Origin of the sequence: Deinococcus aerius, assembly GCF_002897375.1 — a bacterium.
Lineage (GTDB): Bacteria > Deinococcota > Deinococci > Deinococcales > Deinococcaceae > Deinococcus > Deinococcus aerius.
Window position 1 is genome coordinate 186558 of the sequence record NZ_BFAG01000009.1, and the last position, 23351, is coordinate 209908.

Consider the following 23351-nt stretch of genomic DNA (forward strand, 5'->3'; position numbering starts at 1 on the left):
TGTAGCACCCCGACCGGGCAAGGGCGCAATGAAATTGCTCTGAACGGGCTAGGCAGGCGAGTGGGCGCAATAGAATTGCCCCACCCTCTCCGGGTCGGCGCTATCTCGGGAGCAGATCGGGGCAGGTCGCTCTGCTAGTGATAAGATTCACGATACATCTGGTGCGTGAAATTTTTGTTCTGTTGGGCATAGGGAGAGCTTAGAATGTTCGATCGTGACAACTTCAAGAGCTTCCGGGCGGCTGCTCGCCGTTCTCTTCGACCGTGACGACACGCTGGCGTATGCCGACCCGGGGGTGTACCGGGAGGCGGCGCTGTGGGCGAGTGAGCGGTTCGGAGTAGACTCCTAGGTGGCCGGGCGGGTGCTGGCGGGGCTGTGGCAGGAGCAGGCGTCCTCGTGGTGGGACCTGCGGACGCCCGAGGAGGAGGCGTTCTGGACGCGCTACGGGGAGGGGCTCGGCGCCCGGCTGGGGCTGGGGGTGGAGCAGGCCGCCCAGGTGCTCGCCGCCTTTCCCTATGAGCGGTACCTCAGGCCGGTGGAGGGGGCGCGGGAGGTGCTGGCGGGGCTGCGGGCCCGGGGCCTGAGGATCGGGGTGCTGAGCAACACGCTGCCGAGCATTGACCGGACGTTGCGGGCGCTGGGGCTCGACGATCTGGTGGATGTGGCGGTGGCAAGCTGCACGGTGGGCGCCCACAAGCCGGAGGCGCGGGCGTTCACCTCCGCGCTGGAGAGGCTGGGGCTTCCGGCGGGCGCGGTGCTGTTCGTGGACGACCGTCCCGAGAATGTCGAGGCCGCGCGGGCGCTGGGGATGCGGGCGGTGCAGATCGACCTCTGCGGGCGGGTGCCGGGGGCGCTGCACCGCCTGCGGGACGTGCTGGCCGTGGTGGACGGGCCGGTGCCCGCTTGACCCGGCCTCCCCCGCTGATCGACGGGCACCTCGACCTGGCCTATAACGCGGGGCTGGGCCGGGACCTGACGTTGGAACTGGGGGCGCTGCGGGCGCGGGACCCGGTGCCCGGCCAGACGGCGACGGTGACATTTGACGAGCTGCGGGCGGCGGGGGCGCGGGTGGCCTTGGGGACGCTGTTCGCGCTGCCGCGGACGGGTGAGAGCCCGGGGGGCTATACCGACCACGCGGGGGCGCGGGCGCAGGCCCTCGCGCAACTGGACACCTACCGCCGCTGGGAGGACCGGGGGCTGATCCGGCTGCTGCGGAGCGGGGCGGAGGTGGCGGAGCACCTGGAGGGCGCGGACGGCCCCCTGGGCGTCGTTCTCCTGATGGAGGGGGCGGACCCGGTGCGGGACGCGGACGACCTGGGGTTCTGGGTGGGGGCGGGAGTGCGGCTGATCGGCCCGGCGTGGGGGCGGACACGTTACGCGGGGGGTACGGACGCGCCGGGGCCGCTGACGGCGGAGGGCCGCGACCTCGTCACGGCGATGCGGGACCTGGGCATAGCGCTCGACGCCTCGCACCTGGATGACGCCGCGTTCTGGGAGGCCGCAGAGATCGGGCCGCGGCTGGTCGCCTCGCACTCGAACAGCCGCGCGTTCCTGCCCGGGAACCGGCACCTCACGGACGGGATGGCGCGGGCGGTGGCGGCGTCGGGCGGGGTGATCGGGCTGGTGTTCCTGAGCCCGTTCATCCGGCCGGGGTGGGACGTGGCCCAGCCGCGGGTGGGGCTGGACGAACTCGCGGCGCACGCGCGGCACTATGCGGGGCTGGTGGGCTGGGAACACGTGGGGCTGGGCACCGATCTCGACGGCGGGTTCGGGCGGGAAAAGGCCCCGGCGGGGATTGGAAGTTACCGGGATGTGGGCCGCTTTCTGGACCTGTTGCCGGGGGAGCACCGCGCGGGGGTGGCGGGCGGCAACTGGGCGCGCTGGCTGACCCGCTTCCTGTAGGGGGAGGCGCTACCCTGGGGATATGCTCACCGCTCCCCCCCTGGACCCCCGCACGCACGCCTTCGACCCGGCCACCCGGCTGGCGGCGGCGGAGTTGCGCGGCCTCCTGCCGGACGAGGGGTGGTCGTTCGTCACCCCGCGCCCGGCCCGGGCCGGAAATGCCCGCGTCAGCCTGCGGGCGCGGCCCGACCTCGCCGCCTCGCAGGTCACGGAGGCGCTGCCCGGCGAGGGGCTGGAGGTGCTGGCCGAGCGGGACGGCTGGGCCTGGGTGCGGACGGGGCACGACCGGTATCTGGGCTGGGCGAGGGCGGACGCGCTGCGGGCGGGCTCCGGGACGCGGGGGGAGGAGTTGCGCGTCACGGCCCTGCGCGCCCACGCCTTCGCGGGGCCGCGGGTGAGCCGTCCCATCGTCGCGGAGCTGTGCGCCGGGGCGCGGCTGACCCGTGCGCCCGGCGAGGTGGAGACCGAGGACGGGCGCCGCTGGGTGCCGGTCCTCCTGCCCGACGGGACGGGGGCGTGGGTGCAGGAGGTCGTCCTCTCCCCCGCCCCGTGGGCGGACGCGGCGGAGTTCGCGCTGCGGTTCCTGGAGACGCCCTACGTCTGGGGCGGGCGCAGCGCGTGGGGCGTGGACTGCTCGGGGCTGGCGCAGCTCGCGTACGCGGCGCTGGGGCTTGCCCTCCCGCGCGACGCGGACCAGCAGCAGGAGGCGCTGCGGCCGGTGGAGACGCCGGGTCGGGGCGACCTCGTGTTCTTCCCCGGGCACGTGGGGATCATGCTCGACGGGCGGCGGCTCGTCCACGCGAACGCCACGCACATGCGCGTCACGGTGGAGACGCTGGGCGAGGGCGAGTACGGGGGGCGGCTGGCGGGGGCGCTGACGGGCTTCGGGCGGTGGCCCGCGTGAGCGTGACCTGGGAGACGCTGGAGCTGCACACCGCCCGGCCCTTCGGCATCGCGCGCTGGACGCACTCGACCTACCCGCGCACCCTCGTCACCTTCGAGCAGGGCGGGATCGTGGGCCGGGGGGAGGCGGCGCCGAACGCCTTTTACGGCGAGACGCGCGGGACGGTGGAGGCGGTGCTGCCCCTGCTGGCGGGCGCGCTGACGGACGGGTGGGACTGGGACGGGCTGGACGCGCGGCTGAAGGCCCGGATGCCGCAGGGGCACCCCAGCGTGAGGTGCGCGCTGGAGATGGCGGCGGTGGAGTGGGCGGCCTGCGCGGCGGGCGTGCCGGTGTGGCGGCTGCTGGGGCTGTCGCCCTCTCCCCTGCCGGAGAGCAGCTACACGGTGGGCCTGGGCGAGCTGGACGACATGCGGCGCCAGGCACGCGAGGCCGTGGCGCGCGGGCACGGCGTCCTGAAGGTGAAGCTGGGCACCGACCGGGACGAGGCCATCCTGGAGGCGCTGCGGAGGGAGGTCCCTCAGGTCTCGCTGCGGGTGGACGCGAACGCGGGCTGGACGCGCCCGCAGGCGAAACGAATGCTGGCCGTGCTGGAGGCGGCCCGGGTGGAACTCGTCGAGCAGCCCCTGGCGGCGGGGGACCTGGAGGGGCACGCGGAGTTGCGCCGCCTCGCCCGGGTCCCCATCGTGGCGGACGAGAGCCTGCACCACGTGCCCGACGTGATCCGGCTGGCGGGGGCCTTCGACGGGGTGAACCTCAAGCTCGCCAAGCTGGGCGGGCCGTTGCGGGCGCTCGCCGCGCTCCGGCTGGCCCGCGCCCACGGCCTGGGGGTGATGATGGGCTGCATGATCGAGAGCAGCCTGGGCATCGCGGCGGCGGCGCATCTGGCGGGGCTGTGCGACTGGGCGGACCTCGACGGGGCGCTGCTGCTGGGGGAAGACCCGTTCACGGGCCTGGAGTGGACGGCGGGGCGGCTGGAGCGGCCGACCGGGGTGGGCTGGGGGGTGGAGCGGAGGTGACGGTCACCGTCGCCATCCTCGGCTGCGGCAACCGGGGGGCGGACGTGTACGCGCGGCATCTGGCGGCGCAGGGGGCGCGGGTGACCCACCTCGTCGATCCCCGGCCCGCCCGCTTGGGCGAGGTTGCCGCTCGGCACGGGTTGGGGCCGGAGGCGTGCTTTCTCGATGCGGACGCCTTTTTCGCCCTGGGCCGGGTGGCAGACGCGCTGGTGATCGCCACACCCGACCATGCCCACGTGGGGCCGTGCGTGCGGGCACTGGGCCTCGGCTACGACGTGTTGCTGGAAAAGCCCATCTGTCTGGAGGAGGCCGAGCTGGACAGGCTGCTGGCGGCGGAGGCGGCATCGGGCGGGCGCGTGACGGTTTGCCACGTGCTGCGCGCCACGCCTTTTTTCCGCAGGGTCCGGGAGGTGCTGGACTCGGGGCGGCTGGGGCGGCTGGTCGGCATGCAGCATGCGGAGAACGTGGCGTACTGGCACTACGCGCATTCGTTCGTGCGGGGCAACTGGGCGCAGTCGCCGCCCGCCGCGCCCTTCGTGCTGGCGAAGAGCGGGCACGACCTCGACCTGCTGCGCTGGTTTGCGGGGGCGTCGCCCGTCCGGGTGAGCAGCGAGGGGTCGCTGTTCCACTTCCGGCCGGAGGAGGCGCCGCCGGGGGCCTCGGATCGCTGCGTGACCTGCCCGGTGGTGGAGTGCCCCTACGACGCCCGGCGTATTTACCCCACCCGCGACCCGGAGCGGTGGCCGGTCACGGTGCTGACGGCGGGGGGCATCTCTCTCGCCGACGCCCTCGCGTCTGGGCCCTACGGGCGCTGCGTGTACGGCGGGGGGAACGACGTGGTGGACCACCAGGCGGTCACGGTCGTCTTCGAGGGCGGGGTGACGGCGGGGCTCACGGTGAGTGCCTTCACCCACAACAACACGCGGACCTTGAAGCTCCTGGGCACCCACGGCGAGTTGCGCGGGCACCTGGACCGGGGCGAGATCGAGGTCCACGACTTCCGCACGGACGGGGTCGAGCTGTTGGCGGTCGATGTGAGCGGCAACCACGGCGGCGGGGACACCGCGCTCGTCGCCGCGTGGCTGGCCTTCCTGCGGGGGGAGGCGGGGGTGCCCACGCCCTTGGCCGAATCGCTCGACTCGCACCGGATGGCGTTCGCGGCGGGGGGGGACGGTGGAACGGGTGTGAGGCGGCTTGTACGGTCCTGAGTGGCCGGGCTCATCCCTCTCTCCTTGTATTAATTAGAAAGCTACCTCACCTCGCGGGTGCCTCTCCTCACGCCCCCACCTCCCGGAGGAAATCGAGGGTGTAGCGCGCCACCGTTCGGGGAAAGGAGTCGGTGAGGGCGTGGGTGCCGCCGGGGATCTCGCGGACGGTGGCGTCGGGGATGGCGGCGCAGATCGCCTCCAGGGTCCAGGCCTGGATGACGGGGTCGTGGGTGCCGTCGAGGAGCAGGGTGGGGGCCAGCACGTGGGGGAGCAGGGGGCCGGTATCGTGTTGGCTCTGGTCCTGCGCCAGGCGCAGCATGCGGGCGGGGCCGCTGCGGGTGTAGGCGGCCAGGGCGGGGAGGAACAGGCCGGGCCGCTCGCGGGGCAGGTCGAGGAGGAGGCGCAGCAACTGCTCCCGCACGCTGGGGTTTTCCGGGATGCCGGTGGGCGCGCAGGCGATCGCGGCGGAGACGTGGCCGGGGTAGCGCGCGGCGAGGTCGAAGACCACCTCTCCCCCGAGGGAGTGGCCCAGCAGCGGCACGCGGCCCAGGCCCGACTCGGCGAGCCAGGCGGCGAGGTGATCGGTCAGGCCCTCGATGGTGCGCGGGGAACCGGGGCGGCCCGCGCTCCGGCCGTGGCCGGGGGGGTCGTAGGCGTACACGGTGCGCGCGCGGGCGAGCTCCCGGGCGACCCGGGTGTACATCCAGGAGGCGCAGCCCAGGCCAGGAATGATGACGAGAGGTGGCCCCTCGCCGCGCACCCGGGCGTGGGTGAGCAGGCCGCGGACGCGGGTGTAGCGGGACTCGGCGTTCAAGTGCCCTCACGCAGGAAGTCGAGGACGAGCGCGTTGAACTCCCCCGGCGCGTCCACCATCACCACGTGGCCCGCACGGGGAATCTCCTCGTAGCGGGCGCCGGGGATCGCGGCGGCGAGCGCGCGGCCCAGCGAGGGGGGCACCAGCGCGTCCCGCCCGCCCCAGATCACCAGCGTCCGGGCGGTGAGGCCGGGCAGGAGGTCCTGCACGCTGTCTTTCAGCAGGTCGCGGGTGCTGCGCCACAGATTGAGCGGCCCGCTGCGCGCGGCGTCGGCGAGGATGCGCGGCACGAAGGTGACCCGGCCGGTCAGGACGGCGCGGGGCAGGTGCAGGGCGACCCGGTAGAGCCGGTCCCGCAGCAGGCCGCTCGCGCAGGCGAGGACGAGGACGCGCACCCGCTCGGGGCGGCGGGCGGCGACGTGCATGGAGATGTGGCCCCCCAGGGAGTGCCCGATCAGGGTGACGTTCCTGAGGTCGAGGTGGTCGAGCCAGGCGGCGATCAGGTCGGCGGCGGCCCGCACGCCCAGCGACCGCTGGCGCCGCGCCTGCCCGTAGCCCGCGAGGTCGAGGACGTAGACGCGGTGGGTCCCCGACAGCGCGGGGACATTGTGCCGCCACCAGCGGCTCGACCCGCTCAGGCCGTGGACGAGCACGATGGGATCGCCGTGCCCGGTCGCGTCGTACCTCAGGGTCGCCCCACGGGAGCGAAATTGCAGGGCTCGCACGCGCCCGAGCATACGGGAAAGGCGGCGGGGAGGGCTTAAGGAAGCGGTGACCCTTCAGCCGGGGACGGGGACGGCGGCCATCTTCAGGAACAGCGCGTGCAGCCGCGTGTCGGGCGTGAGTTCGGGGTGAAAGGAGGAGGCGAGCAGCCGCCCCTGGCGGGCGAGGACGATCCTTCCCTCGTGCCGGGCGAGCACCTCCACCCCCTCCCCCACCCGCTCGATCACGGGCGCGCGGATGAAGACGGCGGGGAAGGGGGCGCCGAGTTCGGGGATGTCGAGCCCGGTGTGGAAGGAATCCACCTGGCGCCCGAAGGCGTTGCGCCGCACGCTGAGGTCCATGACGGCGAGGCTGTCCTGCTGGCCGCCGAACTGGGGGGGGGCGCCGAGAACTTCCCGGGCGAGCAGGATCGCGCCCGCGCAGGTGCCCCAGAGGGCCCCGCCGCGCGCGTGGAACTCACGGATGGGGTCCCACAGCCCGAAATCGGTCATCAGCCGGGCGATGGTGGTGCTCTCCCCGCCGGGGAGGATCAGGCCGTCCAGTCCGCTCAGGTCGGTGGGGAGGCGCACCTCGCGGACGCGGGCGCCGAGGGCTTCCAGGCGCTGGCGGTGTTCGCGGAAGGCGCCCTGGAGGGCGAGGACGCCGATGGTGGTGGTGGGGGATGGGGTCATGGGGGCTCCGGGAGAGGAGGAACTGTTGCTACTGCTTTTGCTTTGTCTCTTTTTGTATTAATTACAAAAGGAAACGGAGGGGCGAACGCTCAGCACCCCTCCCCTTCCCTTACCAGCCGCGTCCGGCGAGGCGCTCCTCGGGGATCAGGCTGTCGATGTTGATGCCGGTCATGGGGGCGCCGAGGTCCTCGCTGACTTCGGCGAGCACGTCGGGGTTCCCGTAGTGGGTGACGGCCTTGACGATGGCGCGGGCGCGGCGCTCGGGGTTGCCACTCTTGAAGATGCCGCTGCCGACGAACACGCCGTCGAGGCCCAGGTGCATCATCAGGGCGGCGTCGGCGGGGGTGGCGACGCCGCCGGCGGCGAAGTTCACGACGGGCAGCTTGCCGTGCTCGTGGACATACTGGACGAGGTGGTAGGGGGCCTGGAGGTCGCGGGCCACCGTCATCAGCTCCTCGGTGGGGCGGGCCTGAATGGCGCGGATCTCGCCCAGCACGGTGCGGGCGTGGCGCACGGCCTCGATGATGTTGCCGGTGCCCGCCTCGCCCTTGGTGCGGATCATGGAGGCGCCCTCACCGACGCGGCGCAGGGCCTCGCCCAGATTTTTGGCGCCGCAGACGAAGGGGACGGTAAATTTCGTCTTCTCGATGTGGAACCCGTCGTCGGCGGGGGTCAGGACCTCCGACTCGTCGATGAAGTCCACGCCGAGTGCCTGGAGGATCTGCGCCTCGACGAAGTGGCCAATGCGGACCTTCGCCATCACCGGGATCGTCACGGCGGCGATGATCTCCTTGATCATCTTGGGGTCGCTCATGCGGGCCACGCCGCCGTCCGCGCGGATGTCGGCGGGCACGCGCTCCAGCGCCATCACGGCAGTCGCCCCGGCGGCCTCGGCGATGCGGGCCTGGTCGGCGGTCACCACGTCCATGATCACGCCGCCCTTGAACATCTCGGCGAAGCCCTGCTTGATCTGGGGGGTTCCGGTCTGTACGTCGCTCATGGAAACAGGCTAGGGCAAAACTGGCCCCATGAGCAGGGCCAGTTGGGGGGAAGGAGGGGGTCAGTTGCGGGCCGCGGCGACCCGGCGGATGCTCTCGACAAGTTGCGAGGGCCGGAAGGGTTTGACGAGGTACTCGGTGACGAGGCCGGGCACGTGGTCGGGCCGGTTGAGGCCCGAGAGGAAGACGACGGGCGGCATGGCGGCCCGCAGCTCGGCCTGGAGGCGCCGCACGGTCTCGAAGCCGTCCCAGGGGGCCATGAGCACGTCCATCACGATCACGTCGAAGGTGGCCTCGCGGGCGGCGGCGAGCGCGTCGGGGCCGCTGCGGGCGGTGACCACCCGGAAGCCCTGGAGGCCCAGGGTGAGGTCGAGCAGTTCGAGGATCTGCTCCTCGTCGTCCACCACGAGCAGGCGCAGATCGGCGGCGGGGGCCCTCACGGCAGCAGGGCCAGGGGGTCGACCGCCCGCCCGTCCAGCCGGACCTCGAAGTGCAGGTGCGGGCCGGTGCAGATGCCGGTGCAGCCGACCTCGCCCAGCAGGTCGCCGCGCCGGACAGTCTGCCCGGCGGTCACGGCGGTGCGGCTGAGGTGGCCGTACACCAGCGTGCTGTCCCCCTGCGCCGTGTAGACGTTCATGCCGTACGCACCATACCCGCTTTCGGTGACCGTGCCGTCCGCCGCCGCGTACACGGGGGTCCCGGCGGGGGCGGCGAGGTCCACCCCGCCGTGAAAGACCTGCTTGTGGTAGTCGATGTCGGCCTCCCCGAAGCGGCTGGTGACGCGGGCATTCTGCACCGGCCAGGTGAGGCGGGTGGAAACGTTCACCCCAGCGGGCTGGACGCTGAGGGGCTGGCGGGCCTGCTCGCGTTCGCGGAGGGCGGCCTGGGCGGCCTCGTACTGCGCCTGCCGCTCGTACGCCTCGATCAGGCGCTGGCGCCCGGGGCTGTCCCGCCAGGCGAGGTAGGCCTCGTACTTCTCCTGCATGGCGTACCGCTCCTGGAGCCGGGCACGCTCACGCTCCTTCTGCTGGGCGAGGTAGCGGTCGTACCGGGCCTGCATCTCGGCCCGCCGCTCGGCCTCCTCCCGTGCCTCGCGGTGCTCGACGAGCCGGGTGTACAGGCCGTCCGCGCGCACCCCGGGGAGCAGGAGGTAATCGCCCACGCCGAGGGCGGTGGGCAGCACGTCGTTCGCGCAGGCGGTGCGGGCGAGGTCGGCCCCGTACCCGGCGATGAGCGTTAAGGCGGTCTGCCCGGGCTTGATTCGCACGAGCAGACCGCGCTCGGCGGTCGGGATGTGGAGGGTCTCGCCCGCCTCCAGGTCGTCCAGGCTGCTCCGGTCGAGGTTGGCGCTCAGGAGCTCGACGAGACTCAGGCCCGCGTCCGCCGCGATACTCGCCAGGGTCTCGCCGGGCCGCACGGTGTGGGTGACTATGGAGGCGGGCAGCGCGGGCGGGTGGGCCGGGGCGGGGGCGGGCAGCCGCACGCGCAGGAGGCGGGCCTGTTCCCCGGCGGGGCGGGGCAGGGCGGCCACCGCCGCCGGGGGCACCCCGTAGCGGGCGGCGACGCTCGCCGGGGGCTGGGGAGTCACGACGAGGATGCTGGGGGGCTCAGCCACGTGCGTCAGGTGGACGGTGGGGAGGGCGGTCCGGAGCAGGTCCGCGGGGGTGGGCACACCCAGGAGGTCGGCGACGCCTTCCGGGCTCGCGGGCCGGGCGGCGGCGAGGGGGGCGAGGGCGGCCAGCGCGAGGGTGAGGGCCAGACGCGGGGAAAGTGGCCGCCAAGGCAGGGGGGCGTGGCCCCGTGGGGGGCGGGGGGGAAACTCGGGCACTGGACCTCCGGGGGGCACGCGGCCCCCGGGGACGGGGTGTCCGGCGGCTGCCCCGCGTAGGGGCATTCGCCCGGACACCCCGGGGAAAGGGACGGTGAACTCAGCCGCCCGCGAGCGACTGGAGGAACTCGACGTTGTTGCGCGTCTTGCCCATGCGCGAGAGCAGCATCTCCATCGCGTCGGCGGGGTCCATGTCGGAGATCACCTTGCGCAGGAGCCACATCTTTTTCAGCACCTCGGGCTGGAGGAGCAGTTCCTCGCGGCGGGTGCCGGATTTCAGGATGTCGAGCGCGGGGAAGATACGGCGCTCCTCCAGGCGGCGGCTGAGGACGAGTTCCGCGTTGCCGGTGCCCTTGAACTCCTCGAAGATCACGTCGTCCATGCGGGAGCCGGTCTCGACGAGGGCGGTCGCCAGGATGGTGAGGGAGCCGCCGTCGCGGATGTTGCGCGCGGCCCCCAGGAAGCGCTTGGGCCAGTGCAGGGCGTTGGAGTCCAGACCGCCGGAGAGGGTGCGCCCGGTCGGCGGCGTCACGAGGTTGTTCGCCCGGGCGAGGCGGGTGATCGAGTCGAGCAGGATGACGACGTGGCCGCCCTCCTCGACGATGCGGCGGGCACGCTCGTGGACGAATTCCGCCACCCGGACGTGGTGCTGGGGCGGCTCGTCGAAGGTCGAGGCGATGACCTGGGCGCCCTGCACGCTCTCGCGGAAGTCGGTGACCTCCTCGGGGCGCTCGTCCACGAGGAGGACCATCACGGTCACGTCGGGGTAGTTCTTGACGATGGAGTTGGCGACCTTTTTGAGCAGGGTCGTCTTGCCCGCTTTCGGGGGCGCGACGATGAGCGCGCGCTGCCCGCGGCCGATGGGCACGAGGAGGTCCACCACCCGCAGGCTGAGGCTGTCGTCCATCAGCGGGTCTTCCAGGACGAGCTGGCGGTCGGGGAAGGTCGGGGTCAGGTCGTCGAAGCGGGGGCGCTGGCGGGCGGACTCGGGGTCCAGGCCGTTGACCGCCTCGACCTGCACGAGGGTGCCATAGCGCTCGTTCTCGCGGGGGCGCCGGGCGCGGCCAATCACCTCGTCGCCGGTGCGGAGGTGGAACTGCTTGATCAGGCCCGCCGTCACGAGCACGCTTCGGGAGGCCGGTTCGAGGAGGTCGGCCTGCAGGAAGCCGTAGCCGTCGGCGCTGATGTCGAGGTAGCCGCGGGCGAGGACCTGGCCCTCGGCCTCGGCCTGGCGCTCCATGATGGCGAGGGCCAGGGCGTCCTTTTTGAGCTTGCGGTAGTTCTCGATGCCGCTCTGAGCGGCGATGAGGTGCAGCTCGGGCAGGATTTTCTGCTGGAGTTCGTGAAAGGGGAGCGGCGCGATGTGGGGCTCGGTCACTTCTTCTGGCCTCCCTGGGCGGTCACGCCGCCCGCCTGCGGGTTGGTGCCCGCCTCACTGGAGGGCGTCTCGGGGCTCGCCCCCGCCCGCTTCGCCCAGTCCCCCAGGAAGGCGTCGAGTCCCGCCTGGGTCAGCGGGTGCTTGATCATCGCGGTGAAGACCTTGTAGGGGATGGTCGCCACGTCGGCCCCGGCGAGGGCAGACTGCACCACGTGCTGCGGGTGGCGGATGGAGGCGGCGAGGACCTTGGTGGGGATGTCCCCCATCACGTACGCCTCCTTGATCTGGCGCACGAGTTCGATGCCGTCCCAGCCGATGTCGTCCACCCGGCCCGCGAAGGGCGAGATGTAGGTGGCCCCGGCCCGCGCGGCGAGGAGCGCCTGCGGCACCGAGAAGCACAGGGTCACGTTCGTGCGGATGCCCTGGCTCGTCAGCGTCCGGCAGGCCTGGAGGCCCGCCGGGGTCAGCGGCAGCTTGACGACGACGTGCTCGCTCCAGCTCGCCACCTCGCGGCCTTCCCGGATCATGCCCTCGGCATCGAGGGCGGTGACCTCCGCGCTGATCGCCCCGCCCACGAGCGCGGCGATCTCCTGGATGACTTCCTTGAAGTCGCGCCCTGAGGAGGCGACGAGGCTGGGATTGGTCGTCACACCTGAAAGCACGCCCCAGGCGTTGATCTCGCGCACCTCGTCCACGACGGCGGTATCGATAAAAAATTCCATGTTGACTCCTCCTGTCAGAGTAGTGGTTTTCGGGAGGGGGCCGGGGCGCCGAGGTGTTCGGCGCGGGCCCCTCTCCCACCTGTTGTCCACTCACCATACGCCCCGGGGACGAATGCGTCACCTGGCGCATTGACCAGGTCATCCTGCGGCCCTACCATGAGCGACACCCCCACCGGGGGTGAGCAACTCAAGGCGACCGAGAGAAGAGTACGCGGGGCAAAGCGCTCACGAGCGAGTCCGGGACGGTGAGAGCCGGACGAGCCGCCCCCCGCCGAAGATCCCCTCCCGCGCCGGACGAAGAACGGCCTCCCGGCCCAGTAGACCGTCCCGGCTGCCCCCCGACAGCGGGCGCAACGAGGCCACGTTAGCGTGGCGAAGTTGGGTGGTACCACGCGCGAGAACAGTCCGGCGCGTCCCAGCATACCGTCTGGGACGCGCTGTCTTTTGTTTTCCCGATCTCCCTTGGAGGACCTATGACCACCACCGAACCCAAGCCCACCTCTCCCCTGTTCCGCCCGGTGCCCTCGCAGCCCAGCTTCCGCGAGCTGGAGGCGAACGTCCTGAACTTCTGGCAGGAGAAGCACATCTTCGAGCAGACCCAGGAGCGGCGCGAGGGGCAGCCCGAGTACGTCTTCTACGAGGGGCCGCCCACCGCGAACGGGCGACCGGCGCTGCACCACGTCCTGGCCCGGTCGTTCAAGGACCTGTTTCCCCGCTATAAGGTGATGCAGGGGTATCACGTCACCCGTAAAGGCGGCTGGGACACCCACGGCCTTCCGGTCGAGATCAGCGTCGAGAAGAAGCTGGGGTGGCTGGGCCGCAACCACGGGGCCAGCCGCGCCGAGCTGGAGGAGTTCAACCGCCTGTGCCGCACCTCGGTGTGGGAGACGATCCAGGAGTGGAACACCTTCACGGAGCGGCTGGGGTACTGGGTGGACCTGGAGGACCCGTACATCACCTATCAGAACAGCTATGTGGAGAGCGTGTGGAACCTGCTGAAGAGGCTGCACGCGGAGGGATTGATCGCGCAGGACTACAAGGTGGTGCCTCTGAGTCCGCGTATCTCCACGACGCTCTCCCGCGCGGAGCTGGGCGAGGTGGACAGTTACCGGATGGTGGACGATCCGAGCGTGTACGTGCGCTTCCCGATCCTCTGGGACACGTTGCCGGAGCGGGCGCGGGCGGCATTAGGTGGGCTAAGCGAGGAGGACCGTCAGGGCCTGGCGCTCGTGGTGTGGACGACGACTCCGTGGACACTGCCGAGCAACACGCTGGCGGCGGTGAACGCGGACCTGACGTACGTGGTGGCGCGGGGTGAGGGCGGAACGATCATCGTCGCGGAGGACGCGGTCGAACGCCTGAGCGGACTGCACAAGAACGCCGCGCCGCTGGAGGTGCTCGCCTCCTTCCCGGGCCGCGACCTGGAGGGCGTGGAGTACGAGCCGCCCTTCCCGGAGGTGGCGGTCGAACTGGGCGTGTTGAAGGAATTGCACGAGCGCAACGCGGAAGGCCGCCCCGTCATGCATTTCGTCACGCTGGCCGATTTCGTCTCGGCCCAGGACGGGTCGGGTGTGGCGCACGAGGCCCCGGCGTACGGCGCGGAGGACCTGGAACTCGCCCGGAAATACGGCGTGCCGCTCATGTTCGGGGTGGATGACCACGGCATCCTGCGGGTGACGGGGGAGCGCGGCAAGTTCTTCAAGGATGCGGACAAGGGCCTGATCGCGGACCTCAAGGCGCGCGGCCTGATGTTCCACGCGGGGACCCTCCGGCACCGCTACCCCTTCCACGACCGGACGGGCGACCCCATCCTGTATTTCGCCAAAAAGGGGTGGTACATCCGCACGAACTCCGTGGCGGACCGGATGCTGGAGACGAACGAGCAGATCAACTGGGTCCCGGCGAATATCAAGCACGGTCGCTTCGGCAACTGGCTGGAGGGCAACGTGGACTGGGCCATCAGCCGCGAGCGGTACTGGGGCACGCCCCTGCCCTTCTGGATGAGCGAGGACGGCGACCTGCGCGTGGTGGGGAGCGTGGCGGAGCTGTCGGAGCTGGCGGGAAGGGACCTCTCGGACCTCGACCTGCACCGCCCCTACATCGACGACATCACCTTCGAGGTGAACGGCAAGACCTACCGCCGCGTGCCAGAAGTGCTCGACGTGTGGTTCGACTCCGGCTCCATGCCGTATGCCCAGTGGCACCTGCTGACGGACGAGACGGGCGAGCGTCCGCTGCCGGGCACCGAGGCGAACAAGGTCCAGTTCGAGCGGCACTTTCCCGCCGACTTCATCTGCGAAGCCATCGACCAGACGCGCGGGTGGTTTTACAGCCTGCACGCGATCGCCACCATGCTCTACGGTCAACCCGCATACCGGAACGTGATCTGCCTGGGGCATATCGTGGACGAACACGGGGCCAAGATGAGCAAGAGCAAGGGGAACGTGGTGGAGCCGCTGCCCCTCTTCGACCGCTACGGGGCGGACTCCGTGCGCTGGTACATGTTCATGGCGTCGGACCCCGGCGACCAGAAGCGCTTCTCCGAGCGGCTGGTGGCCGAAGCGCAGCGCAGCTACGTGAATACGCTCTGGAACGTCTATTCCTTCTTTGTGCTGTACGCGAACCTGGATCAGCCGGGGCTGGAGGAGGCGCCCGCCGCTGGGGACCGCCCCGAGATGGACCGCTGGCTGCTCGCGCGGCTGGAGGAGACGGTGCGGGACGTGACGGCAAGCCTCGATGCCTACGACGCCCGGGGCGGTGGTCGGGCGCTGGAACGCTTCGTGGACGACCTGAGCAACTGGTACGTGCGGCGTAATCGCTCGCGCTTCTGGGGGGACGCCGGACAGGTGGACGTGGCCGCCTACGCCACCCTGCACGAGGCGCTGCTGACCGTCTCGCAGCTCACGGCGCCGTTTACCCCCTTCCTGGCCGAGGCGATGTACGGGAACCTCACGCGCGGGCTGGGGGCCGAGAGCGTCCACCTCACCCGCTGGCCGCAGGTGCGCCCCGAGCGGCTGGACGAGCGGCTCACCGCCGAGATGGCCGCCGTCATCAAGGTGGTGGAGCTGGGGCGGGCGGTGCGCGGGGCACACAACCTCAAGACCCGGCAGCCGCTGGCGAGCGCGACGGTGCGGGCGAGCACGCCGGAACTGACGGACGCGCTGCGGCGTTCGCAGGAACAGATCATGGAGGAACTGAACGTCAAGGACGTGACGTTCCTGGAGGGCGTGACGGACCTCGTGGAGTACAGCCTGCGCCCCAACCTCCCGGTGCTGGGCAAGGTGTACGGCAAGGCGCTGCCGCAGGTGCGGGCGGCGCTGGCGAACGCGGACGCGGCGGCTGTGGCCCACGCGGTCCAGAACGGCGAGCGCTTCACCGTGGAGGCGAATGGGCAGAGCTTCACGCTGACCCCGGATCAGGTCCTTGTGGACGCGAGGGCGCCGGAGGGCGTGGCCGCCGCGGAGGACGGGGGGTTCCTCGTCGCCTTCGACACGCACCTCACCCGCGAGCTGGTGCTGGAGGGCCTCGCCCGCGACCTCGTGCGCGGCATTCAGGAGGCGCGCAAGGCGGCGGGCTTCGAGGTGCAGGACCGCATCCGCCTCGCGCTGGAGCTGGAGGGAGAGGCGCGGGAGGCGGCCCAGGCGTGGCGCGACTTCATCGCCGGGGAGGTGCTGGCGGCCGAATTGAGCTTCGGCCCCGGCACGGGCCACGCGGCGGAGGTCGAGGGCGGCCGGGCGTACCTGACGCGGCTCTGAGCGCGGAGAGACCAGGGGACGCGCCTGCGGGTGCCGTCTCCTTTCTCCAGCCTTACCCGGGAGGTGCCGTCCTCTCAGCGGCGGCCCCCACGCTGGGGCGCAGGAGGACGCCATGCCCTACCGGAGCATCTCGGACCTGCCGCAGTCGCAGGTAGACCAGTACGACGAGCATCAGAAGGAAGCCTTCCTGAAGGCCTTCAACCATGCGCTGGAGGAATACGGCGGGGACGAGCACCGCGCCTTCGCCGTGGCCCATGCGGCGGCCAAGAAGGCTGGGGACAAGGAGCGGCGCGAGGGGGACGGGTAATTTGGGCAAAGAGGGAGAGGTGGCAGCCCTATTCTCCTCTCTTGTATTAATTTCTAGCCACTACTCCCTGGCCGTTATCCTCCTTGTTACCACTACAGTACGTACACCAGCGGGGCAGGCCGACTAGGCTGAGTCATGACCTGGAATCCCGAGCAGTATCACCGCCACCGCGAGGCGCGGAGCGCGCCAGTCCGCAACCTGTTGGCCCTGCTCCCTGACCTCCCCTACCGGGACATCGTGGACCTGGGGTGCGGGACCGGGGAGCACACGCGGACGCTGGCGGAGCGTTTCCCGGACGCCCGGGTGACGGGCCTGGACAGCAGCGCCGAGATGCTGGCGAAGGCGAACGCGCGGGGCCTGCCCAACTTGCGGTTCGAGCGGGGGGACATTCTCGACCTGCGGGGGGAGTACGACCTGCTGTTCTCGAACGCGGCGCTCCAGTGGCTGCCGGATCATCCGGCGCTGCTCGCCCGGCTCTGGGGGCATCTGCGGCCCGGCGGGGTGATCGCGGTGCAGGTCCCCGCCAACCACGATCACGACAGCCACCGTTTGCTGACCGAGACGGCGCGGGAGTTCGCGACGGAGCTCGGCGGGTTCACCCGTTTCGGCACGGCGCAGGGGGCCTCGCCGGTCATGACCCCCGCCGCCTACGCCGAGAGGCTGGACGAGTTGGGCGGGGTGGACATCGTGGCGATGAGCAGGGTGTACCCGGTGGTGTTGCCCGGCGCGGAGGGGGTGGTGGACTGGACGCGGGGCACGGCGCTCGTACCGTACCTCTCGCGGCTGAGCGCGGCGGACGGGGAGCGGTTCGTCGCCGCGTACCTGGGGAGGCTGCGGGAACGCTGGCCGGGGGAGCGGGTGTTCTACGCCTTCACGCGGGTATTGTTCCTCGCCCGCAAGGAGTGAACGTTCAGGCCAGCAGGGGCCGGGCCATCAGGCCGTAGGTGCCGGGGCCGACGTGGGCGCCGATCACCGGGCCCATGAGCTGCATCCGGCCCCGGGCGACGTTGAGGCGGCTGGCGTCCATCGCGGCCTTGAGTTCGGCGATGCGGGCGGGGTCGCGCCCCGCGTGCCCGACCGTGACGGCGACGGGCTCGCGGCCAAAGCGTTCCTCGAGCTGGGCGAGGATGTCGCGCGTGGCGTGGGAGGCCCGCACCCGCCGCACCGGCTGGAGGCGCCCCTCGTCGAAGCGCAGGACGGGCCTCACCCCCAGCATGTTGCCGATGAGGGCCTGGGTGCGCGAGAGGCGCCCGCCCCGCCGCAGGTACTCCAGGGTGGGGACGGTGAACTCGGCGAGGAGGCTCTTCTGGACGCCCTGAATGGCCCCCAGCGCGGCGGCCATGTCGCCGCCCGCACGAATTGCCTCACACGCGGCAATGGCCGCCTCGGCGAGCGGCAGGGAGGCCAGGCCGCTGTCCACGATCTGAATCCGGCTCCCCGCATTCAGGGCCTGGGCCGCCAACCGGGCGTGCTCGGCCGTGGCCGAGAGCTGCCCGCTGAGGTGGAGGCTGATCACGCCCTCGTGGGTGGCGAGGAGGTCGCGGTAGGTCGCCTCGAAGGCCGTCTGGGTGGCGGGCTGGGTGCTCACCTCGCCGCCCTCCCGCTGGTGGTCGTACACGGCGTCGGGGTCGATGTCGTGCCAGTCCAGGAAGGAGCGGCCCCGCAGCAGCACGTGCAGCGGCACGACGCGCAGGCCGAGGTCGCGCGCCACATCGGGGTGAAGGTCGCAGGTGGAGTCGGTCACGATGGCGAGCATGTGGGGCTACCTTAGATAGCGGGGGCGCACACGATTCTGACAGGGGACGGGTAACCTCTGCCCCGGATCAGCCGCGGAACGCTCCTGTGAGCGCCGCGCGGAGGGGAGGCCCGTGGTCCTATACTCGGCAGTTATGGCGCCCATTCCAGAAAAGATTGCCGTGCTGTGCCACGTGGGGGCGGGGGGCTCCGGGGTGGTCGCCACCGAGCTGGGGCTCAAGGTGGCCCAGGCCGGGCACGAGGTCCACTTCGTCGGCCCGGCGATGCCGTTCCGGCTGTCGGGGCACCAGGGGGTGAGGGGGCCTTTTTACCACCAGGTGAGCGGCTTCGCCTACGCGCTGTTCGACCAGCCGTACCCGGAACTCGCCGCCGCGAACACCCTGACGGAGGTGATTCTGGAGCAGGGCGTGAGCCTCACGCACGCGCACTACGCGATTCCGCACGCGACGGCGGCGATCCACGCGCGGGCGATCACGGGGCGCAGCCGGGTCATCACCACCCTGCACGGCACCGACGTGACGCTCGTGGGGGCCGAGCCCGCCTTCCGGCACACGACGCGGCACGCCATCGAGCGCAGTGACCACGTGACGGCGGTGTCGCACTTTCTGGCGCGGCAGACCCGCGAGGTGTTCGACGTGGACCGCGAGATCGAGGTGATTCACAATTTCGTGGACTCGGGGCGTTTTACGCGCGTGACCGACCCTGCCGTGCGCGCCCGCTTCGCGCACCCGGACGAGGCTTTGATCGTGCATGTCTCCAACTTCCGGCCCATCAAGCGGGTCGAGGACGTGGTGCAGGTCTTCGCGCGGGTGGCGAGCGAGATTCCCGCGCGGCTGCTGATGGTGGGCGACGGCCCCGAGCGGCCCCGAGCGGTGGAACTCGCCGGGCAGCTCGGCGTGACCGGGCGCACGCACTTCCTGGGCTCGTTCCCGGACGTGCAGACGGTGCTGGGGATCAGCGACCTGTTCCTGCTGCCGTCGTCGCAGGAGAGCTTCGGCCTGGCCGCGCTGGAGGCGATGAGCTGCGAGGTTCCCGTCGTCGCCTCGGGCGCGGGCGGCATCCCCGAGGTCGTGGAGGACGGGGTGACGGGCTTTCTCGTCCCGGTGGGCGACGTGGACGCGATGGCCGACGCGGCGCTGCGGATTCTGCGCGACCGCGACCTGTATCTGGCGATGGGCGCGGCGGCGCGGCGGGCGGCGCTGACCCGCTTCCACCCGGACCAGATCGTGCCGAGGTATCTGGCGGCATACGCGCGGACGGTGGCGGGGCAGGTGGTCTGAGGGTCAAGCCCCGGCGGTGGGGAGGTGCGAGGCGTCCGCCAGGCGCACGGCCCGCCAGCGTTCGCCGTCCCATTCCAGCTCGGAGACGGCGGTATTCGCGTGGGCGAACCGGCTCCCGGCCCAGGCCTCCCGGTGATCCACCCCCAGCAGGGCGGCGAGCAGCGCCGTGAGGGCCGCGCCGTGCGAGACGATCACGGCGGGCTCCGGGTGGGCGGGGAGCGCGGCGCGGAAGCGGGCGGCCACGTCGGCCAGGCTCTCCCCCCCCGGAAAGCCCAACCCGCCCGCCGGATGCAGCAACTCGTGGCTGAAGGTTCGCAGATCGCTGTAGGGGCGCCCTACCCAGTCGCCGGGGTCGATCTCCCGCACGCCGTCCAGGAGGGTCAGGGGCACACCGAGGGCGGCGGCGATGGCTTCCCCGGTCTGGCGGGCGCGCAGATAGGGGCTGGCATACACCCGGGGCCGGGGGAGATTGAGGGCGGCGAGGTGGGAGGCGACCGCGCGGGCCTGGGCCTCCCCCACCGCGTCGAGGGGATCGTCGGCGCTTGACGGCCCGCGGAGGATTTGCGAGACGTTGCTCGCGGTCTGGCCGTGGCGAACGAGGAACAGGCGGGCGGGGAACATGGGCCGAGGCTAGCGCGGTGAGCCTTCTTCCGGTGGCCCGCCGCGCTCTCCCCTATCCTGGGGTGTGCATCTCGACGACCTGCCCGTGCTGCCGACCGTGCCCGGCGTGTACATCTTCCGCAAGGGGGGCACGCCCATCTATATCGGCAAGGCGGTGAACCTGCGCTCGCGGGTGGCGCAGCACTTCAAGGCGGGCGGCAAGAGCGGCAAGTTCACGGCGCTCGCCGACGGGCTCGAATTCATCACCAGCCGCAACGAGGTCGAGGCCCTGATTCTGGAGGCCAACCTCATCAAGCAGCACCGCCCGCACTACAACGTGCTGCTCAAGGACGACAAGCATTACCCGTTCCTGAAGTTGACGAACGAGGAGTTCCCGATGCTCGTCGTGACCCGGCGCGTGCTCAAGGACGGCGGCAGTTATTACGGGCCGTATCCCGACGCCTCGGCGGTGCGGCGGGTCAAGCACCTGATCGACACGATGTTCCCGCTGCGGAAGAACTCGGGGCTGCCCCTCCAGAAGAAGCCCCGCCCCTGCCTGAACTACCACATGGGCCGCTGTCTGGGGCCGTGCATCGACGCGGCGGACCCGGGCGACTACGCGCGGGTGGTGGAGGACGTGAAGGCGCTGCTGGAGGGCCGCGCCGCCCCGGTGATCGCCCGGCTGAAGGAGGACATGAAGGTCGCCGCGAAAGCCCAGGATTTCGAGCAGGCCGCGCGCTTACGCGACCGGGTGAACGCCGTCGAGAAGCTTTTCGGCACCGAGCAGCACGCCTTTGTCAGCGAGGAGACGGACCTGGATTTCCTGGGGGTCGCGCAGGCGGGCGAGTACGCGATGGTGCAGCTCTTCCGGCTGCGCGGCGGGCGGGTGGTGGGCCGCGACAAGCGCTTCCTGACGGACGCGGAGGGCGGGGGCGACGTGGGCGAGGTGCTGGGCGCCTTCGTGCAGGACTACTACTCGCAGGCCACGCACGTGCCGCCCCTGATCCTGCTCCCCGCCGAGTTCGAGGACGCGCCGATCTGGAGTGCCTTCCTGAGCGAGAAGGCCGGGCACCGGGTCGAGATGCGGACCCCCAAGCGCGGCGACAAGGTGGACCTCGTGGATATGGCGCAGCGCAACGCGCAGAACGGGCTGGAGTCCGAACTCGCGCTGCTGGAGCGGCGGGGCGACCATCCCGGGCTGGACGCGCTGCGGGAGGTGCTGGCGCTGCCCGACCGGCCCTGGCGCATCGAGGGCTACGACAACTCCAACCTCTTCGGCACGAATATCGTCTCCGGCATGGTCGTGTTCGAGGGCGGGCGGGCGCGGCGGGGCGAACACCGCCGCTTCAAGGTGAAGGGCCTGGACCACCCCGACGACTACACGGCGATGAAGCAGACGATCTCGCGCCGCTTCACCGGGTCACTCTCGGACAAGCTGCCGCTGCCCGACCTGATCCTGATTGACGGTGGGCGCGGGCAGGTCAACGCCGCGCTCGACGCCCTGCGCGAGGCAAACCTGCACCTGCCGGTCTTGGGCCTCGCCAAGCGGGAGGAGCGGATCATCCTGCCGGGCCGGTACGGGGCGCAGTGGTGGCTGGAGACGGGCACGGAGGTCGGCGTGAACCGGGAATTGCTGCTGCCGCACTCGCACCCCGCCCTGCGCGTGCTGATCGGCGTGCGCGACGAGGTCCATAACTACGCCGTGAGCTACCACCGCAAGCTGCGCGGCCAGGACATGCTCCGCAGCGTGTTCGACGACCTGCCGGGCATCGGCCAGAAGCGCAAGGACGCCCTGCTGGAACACTTCACCTCGCTGGAGGACCTGGCGGGAGCGCCCGTCGAGCAGATCGCCCGCGTGCCGGGCATGAACCTGCGCGCCGCGCAGAGCGTGAAGGATTTCCTCGCGCAGCGGGCGGCGAACGAGGCGCCGGTCTGAGGGGCAAGGGGGAGCGGATGGCTCTTGCTCCCGGCCCTGCCCCTGCGTTAGAGAGGGCAGGCTGCGGCGGCCACCCCCCACCCAGCCTCCCCCGCAAGGGGGGAGGAGCGAAAAAAGCTAAAGCCCTCGCTTCCTAAAACCGTCTATGGTGGACGGCCCACTCCCACCCCTTGACTTGCTCTCGCACCGCCTTCACCACGTCGGCTCGCGCAGCGAGACGGTGGGCGAGCGGCTCAGGATGCAGCAAGATCAAACCTTCCGGGTAGAAGAGGACGGCTACAGGCGGAGTGGGCGGGTCCCTTGCCGAGCGCAGCGGAAAGCTCCCCCTGCCCCCTCTGGGGATAGGGGGCTGGGGGGTGGGGGCAAACCGGCCAATCCAAACCCAAAGCCCTGTCCAACTCATACCGCCGCGGCCCAAAATGCGCCACCCCCTCGTTAGCGGAGGGGGCGGTTCCTGGTGAAGGCGCAGCCGATCATGCGGGGCGAACGCGCGGGCGCAGGTGGAGGGCGCTGAGCAGGGCTTCCAGGGGGCGCGCGGCGGGCCGCTCGGGTCGGGCGCGGCGGGCCTCACGGTCGCGGTGGGCCTCGGCGCGCAGGGCTTGGGCGCGGTCGCGGCTGAGGTCGAGCTGCATCTGGTGATTCATCGTCTCTTTCCTTTCCGCCGCTCGGCACTCCTGCTTCCCGGCTGCCCCCATGGTGCGCCCCGGGACCCCGCGCGGGCATCGGTGGGGTGGCGCAGCGGGCGTGCGCCGAATGGCGGAGGGCGTCGCGCGCACCCGGCCTAGAGTGGGGGAATGCGCCGCCTCCCGCATCTGCTCGCGCGTCACTGGACCCAGCTTGCCCTGCTGCTGCTGGGCATCCTCCTGCCGCTGCTGCTGCTGGCCGACCTCACGGAGGACGTATTCCGGGAGGGGGGCTACCCGTGGGACCAGAGCGTCCTGGCGTGGTACGCCGCGCACCGGACGCCGGGGCTGACGCGCCTGGCGCGGGGACTCGCGCTGCTGGGGGGCGTGCCGCTGCTGCCGCTCATCACCGCCGCCATCGCGCTGGGGCTCGCGCGGGTGGGGGCGCGGGCCCACGCCTGGTTCCTGGCCGCCGCCGTGGGCGGGGCGACCCTGCTGAACGTGCTGGCGAAGGTCATCTTCCAGCGGCCCCGCCCGGACGAACTCGGGGCCGTGCTGAGCGAGCCGGGCTACTCCTTTCCCAGCGGGCACGCGATGAGCAACATGGCCTTTGGCTTCGCCCTCGCGCTGGTGTTCTGGCGCTCGCGGGCGGGATGGCCCGCCGCGGTGCTGGGGGTGGGGTGGGCGCTCGCGGTGGGGCTGAGCCGCAACTACCTAGGGGTGCATTACCCCAGCGACGTGCTGGCGGGCTTCGCGGCGTCGGCAGTCTGGGTGACCGGGCTGTACCTGATCCTGGGGCAGCGCTGGCCCCGGCTGCGGCGCTCGCCCCGGGGCGAGCGGGACACGCGCTGAGGCCGCGCCGCCCTGCTCGGGTGAGCCTGCCGCACCTGGCCGCCATGAAGGTGTCCCGGGGCTTGCCCGGAAGTCCCTC

Annotated in this window: 23 protein-coding genes; 12 read left to right on the top strand and 11 right to left on the bottom strand. The window is 71.6% G+C overall.

Features of this window, described 5'->3' with window-relative positions; translation table 11 throughout:
* Positions 1 to 214 precede the first annotated feature (214 nt).
* The 6 genes from DAERI_RS23340 to DAERI_RS13610 are packed head-to-tail and all read left to right on the top strand — an operon-like array spanning position 215 to position 5030.
* Positions 215 to 349 (top strand): hypothetical protein, encoded by a 135-nt coding sequence (locus DAERI_RS23340; RefSeq protein WP_369689459.1) that lies wholly within the window; start codon positions 215 to 217, stop codon positions 347 to 349.
* Complete coding sequence (locus tag DAERI_RS13590) at positions 350 to 907, top strand: HAD family hydrolase (protein WP_369689460.1); 558 nt, start codon at positions 350 to 352, stop codon at positions 905 to 907.
* Entirely contained in the window at positions 904 to 1902 is a 999-nt protein-coding gene (locus DAERI_RS13595) for a dipeptidase (RefSeq protein WP_103129965.1), read from the top strand. Before DAERI_RS13590 ends, DAERI_RS13595 begins: the two co-directional genes overlap by 4 nt.
* Positions 1903 to 1924: 22 nt before the next feature.
* Positions 1925 to 2806: a C40 family peptidase gene (locus DAERI_RS13600; protein ID WP_103129966.1), complete on the top strand. Its 882-nt coding sequence runs from the start codon at positions 1925 to 1927 to the stop codon at positions 2804 to 2806.
* A complete protein-coding gene (locus DAERI_RS13605; RefSeq protein ID WP_103129967.1) occupies positions 2794 to 3822 on the top strand; it encodes a dipeptide epimerase in 1029 nt (342 codons plus the stop codon). Before DAERI_RS13600 ends, DAERI_RS13605 begins: the two co-directional genes overlap by 13 nt.
* Positions 3819 to 5030 (top strand): Gfo/Idh/MocA family protein, encoded by a 1212-nt coding sequence (locus DAERI_RS13610; protein ID WP_103130005.1) that lies wholly within the window; start codon positions 3819 to 3821, stop codon positions 5028 to 5030. Before DAERI_RS13605 ends, DAERI_RS13610 begins: the two co-directional genes overlap by 4 nt.
* Positions 5031 to 5097: 67 nt before the next feature.
* On the opposite strand, the gene DAERI_RS13615 is transcribed toward DAERI_RS13610, so the two are convergent.
* The 8 genes from DAERI_RS13615 to fsa all read right to left on the bottom strand — a co-directional run bounded on the left by DAERI_RS13615 (position 5098) and on the right by fsa (position 12164).
* Positions 5098 to 5844 (bottom strand): alpha/beta fold hydrolase, encoded by a 747-nt coding sequence (locus tag DAERI_RS13615; protein ID WP_103129968.1) that lies wholly within the window; start codon positions 5842 to 5844, stop codon positions 5098 to 5100.
* The gene (locus DAERI_RS13620; protein ID WP_103129969.1) at positions 5841 to 6581 is read right to left on the bottom strand and encodes an alpha/beta fold hydrolase; all 741 of its coding nucleotides are present in this window, start codon (positions 6579 to 6581) and stop codon (positions 5841 to 5843) included. The genes DAERI_RS13615 and DAERI_RS13620 overlap by 4 nt, the downstream gene beginning before the upstream one ends.
* Before the next feature lie 42 nt (positions 6582 to 6623).
* A complete protein-coding gene (gene pdxT, locus DAERI_RS13625) occupies positions 6624 to 7238 on the bottom strand; it encodes a pyridoxal 5'-phosphate synthase glutaminase subunit PdxT (RefSeq protein WP_103129970.1) in 615 nt (204 codons plus the stop codon).
* A gap of 109 nt (positions 7239 to 7347) precedes the next feature.
* A complete protein-coding gene (gene pdxS, locus DAERI_RS13630) occupies positions 7348 to 8238 on the bottom strand; it encodes a pyridoxal 5'-phosphate synthase lyase subunit PdxS (protein ID WP_103129971.1) in 891 nt (296 codons plus the stop codon).
* 60 nt (positions 8239 to 8298) lie between these two features.
* Entirely contained in the window at positions 8299 to 8676 is a 378-nt protein-coding gene (locus DAERI_RS13635; protein WP_103129972.1) for a response regulator, read from the bottom strand.
* The gene (locus tag DAERI_RS13640; protein WP_103129973.1) at positions 8673 to 10064 is read right to left on the bottom strand and encodes a peptidoglycan DD-metalloendopeptidase family protein; all 1392 of its coding nucleotides are present in this window, start codon (positions 10062 to 10064) and stop codon (positions 8673 to 8675) included. Before DAERI_RS13640 ends, DAERI_RS13635 begins: the two co-directional genes overlap by 4 nt.
* Before the next feature lie 100 nt (positions 10065 to 10164).
* Complete coding sequence (gene rho / locus DAERI_RS13645; protein ID WP_103129974.1) at positions 10165 to 11442, bottom strand: transcription termination factor Rho; 1278 nt, start codon at positions 11440 to 11442, stop codon at positions 10165 to 10167.
* Complete coding sequence (fsa, locus tag DAERI_RS13650; RefSeq protein WP_103129975.1) at positions 11439 to 12164, bottom strand: fructose-6-phosphate aldolase; 726 nt, start codon at positions 12162 to 12164, stop codon at positions 11439 to 11441. Before fsa ends, rho begins: the two co-directional genes overlap by 4 nt.
* A gap of 473 nt (positions 12165 to 12637) precedes the next feature.
* Between fsa and ileS the strand changes: the two genes are divergently transcribed.
* The 3 genes from ileS (at position 12638) to DAERI_RS13665 (ending at position 17132) form a co-directional block, all read left to right on the top strand.
* Positions 12638 to 15919 (top strand): isoleucine--tRNA ligase, encoded by a 3282-nt coding sequence (ileS, locus tag DAERI_RS13655; protein ID WP_103129976.1) that lies wholly within the window; start codon positions 12638 to 12640, stop codon positions 15917 to 15919.
* Positions 15920 to 16031: 112 nt separating this feature from the next.
* Positions 16032 to 16226, top strand: coding sequence for a ChaB family protein (locus DAERI_RS13660; protein WP_103129977.1), 195 nt, complete (start codon positions 16032 to 16034; stop codon positions 16224 to 16226).
* Between the two features lie 135 nt (positions 16227 to 16361).
* On the top strand, positions 16362 to 17132 hold the full coding sequence (locus tag DAERI_RS13665) for a methyltransferase domain-containing protein (protein WP_103129978.1): 771 nt from the start codon (positions 16362 to 16364) through the stop codon (positions 17130 to 17132).
* Positions 17133 to 17136: 4 nt separating this feature from the next.
* Here DAERI_RS13665 and DAERI_RS13670 read toward each other — a convergent pair whose 3' ends face one another.
* Positions 17137 to 17982 (bottom strand): DegV family protein, encoded by an 846-nt coding sequence (locus DAERI_RS13670; protein WP_103129979.1) that lies wholly within the window; start codon positions 17980 to 17982, stop codon positions 17137 to 17139.
* A gap of 133 nt (positions 17983 to 18115) precedes the next feature.
* Between DAERI_RS13670 and bshA the strand changes: the two genes are divergently transcribed.
* Entirely contained in the window at positions 18116 to 19261 is a 1146-nt protein-coding gene (bshA, locus tag DAERI_RS13675) for an N-acetyl-alpha-D-glucosaminyl L-malate synthase BshA (protein WP_103129980.1), read from the top strand.
* A gap of 3 nt (positions 19262 to 19264) precedes the next feature.
* On the opposite strand, the gene DAERI_RS13680 is transcribed toward bshA, so the two are convergent.
* Positions 19265 to 19882, bottom strand: coding sequence for a histidine phosphatase family protein (locus DAERI_RS13680; protein WP_103129981.1), 618 nt, complete (start codon positions 19880 to 19882; stop codon positions 19265 to 19267).
* A 64-nt stretch (positions 19883 to 19946) separates the two neighbouring features.
* On the opposite strand from DAERI_RS13680, the gene uvrC reads away from it, so the two are divergent.
* Positions 19947 to 21797: an excinuclease ABC subunit UvrC gene (gene uvrC, locus DAERI_RS13685; protein WP_103129982.1), complete on the top strand. Its 1851-nt coding sequence runs from the start codon at positions 19947 to 19949 to the stop codon at positions 21795 to 21797.
* A gap of 473 nt (positions 21798 to 22270) precedes the next feature.
* Here the strand turns inward: uvrC and DAERI_RS13690 are convergent, their stop codons facing one another.
* Positions 22271 to 22441 (bottom strand): hypothetical protein, encoded by a 171-nt coding sequence (locus tag DAERI_RS13690; RefSeq protein WP_165794205.1) that lies wholly within the window; start codon positions 22439 to 22441, stop codon positions 22271 to 22273.
* Positions 22442 to 22591: 150 nt separating this feature from the next.
* On the opposite strand from DAERI_RS13690, the gene DAERI_RS13695 reads away from it, so the two are divergent.
* On the top strand, positions 22592 to 23272 hold the full coding sequence (locus DAERI_RS13695) for a phosphatase PAP2 family protein (RefSeq protein ID WP_103129983.1): 681 nt from the start codon (positions 22592 to 22594) through the stop codon (positions 23270 to 23272).
* Positions 23273 to 23351: the final 79 nt, after the last annotated feature.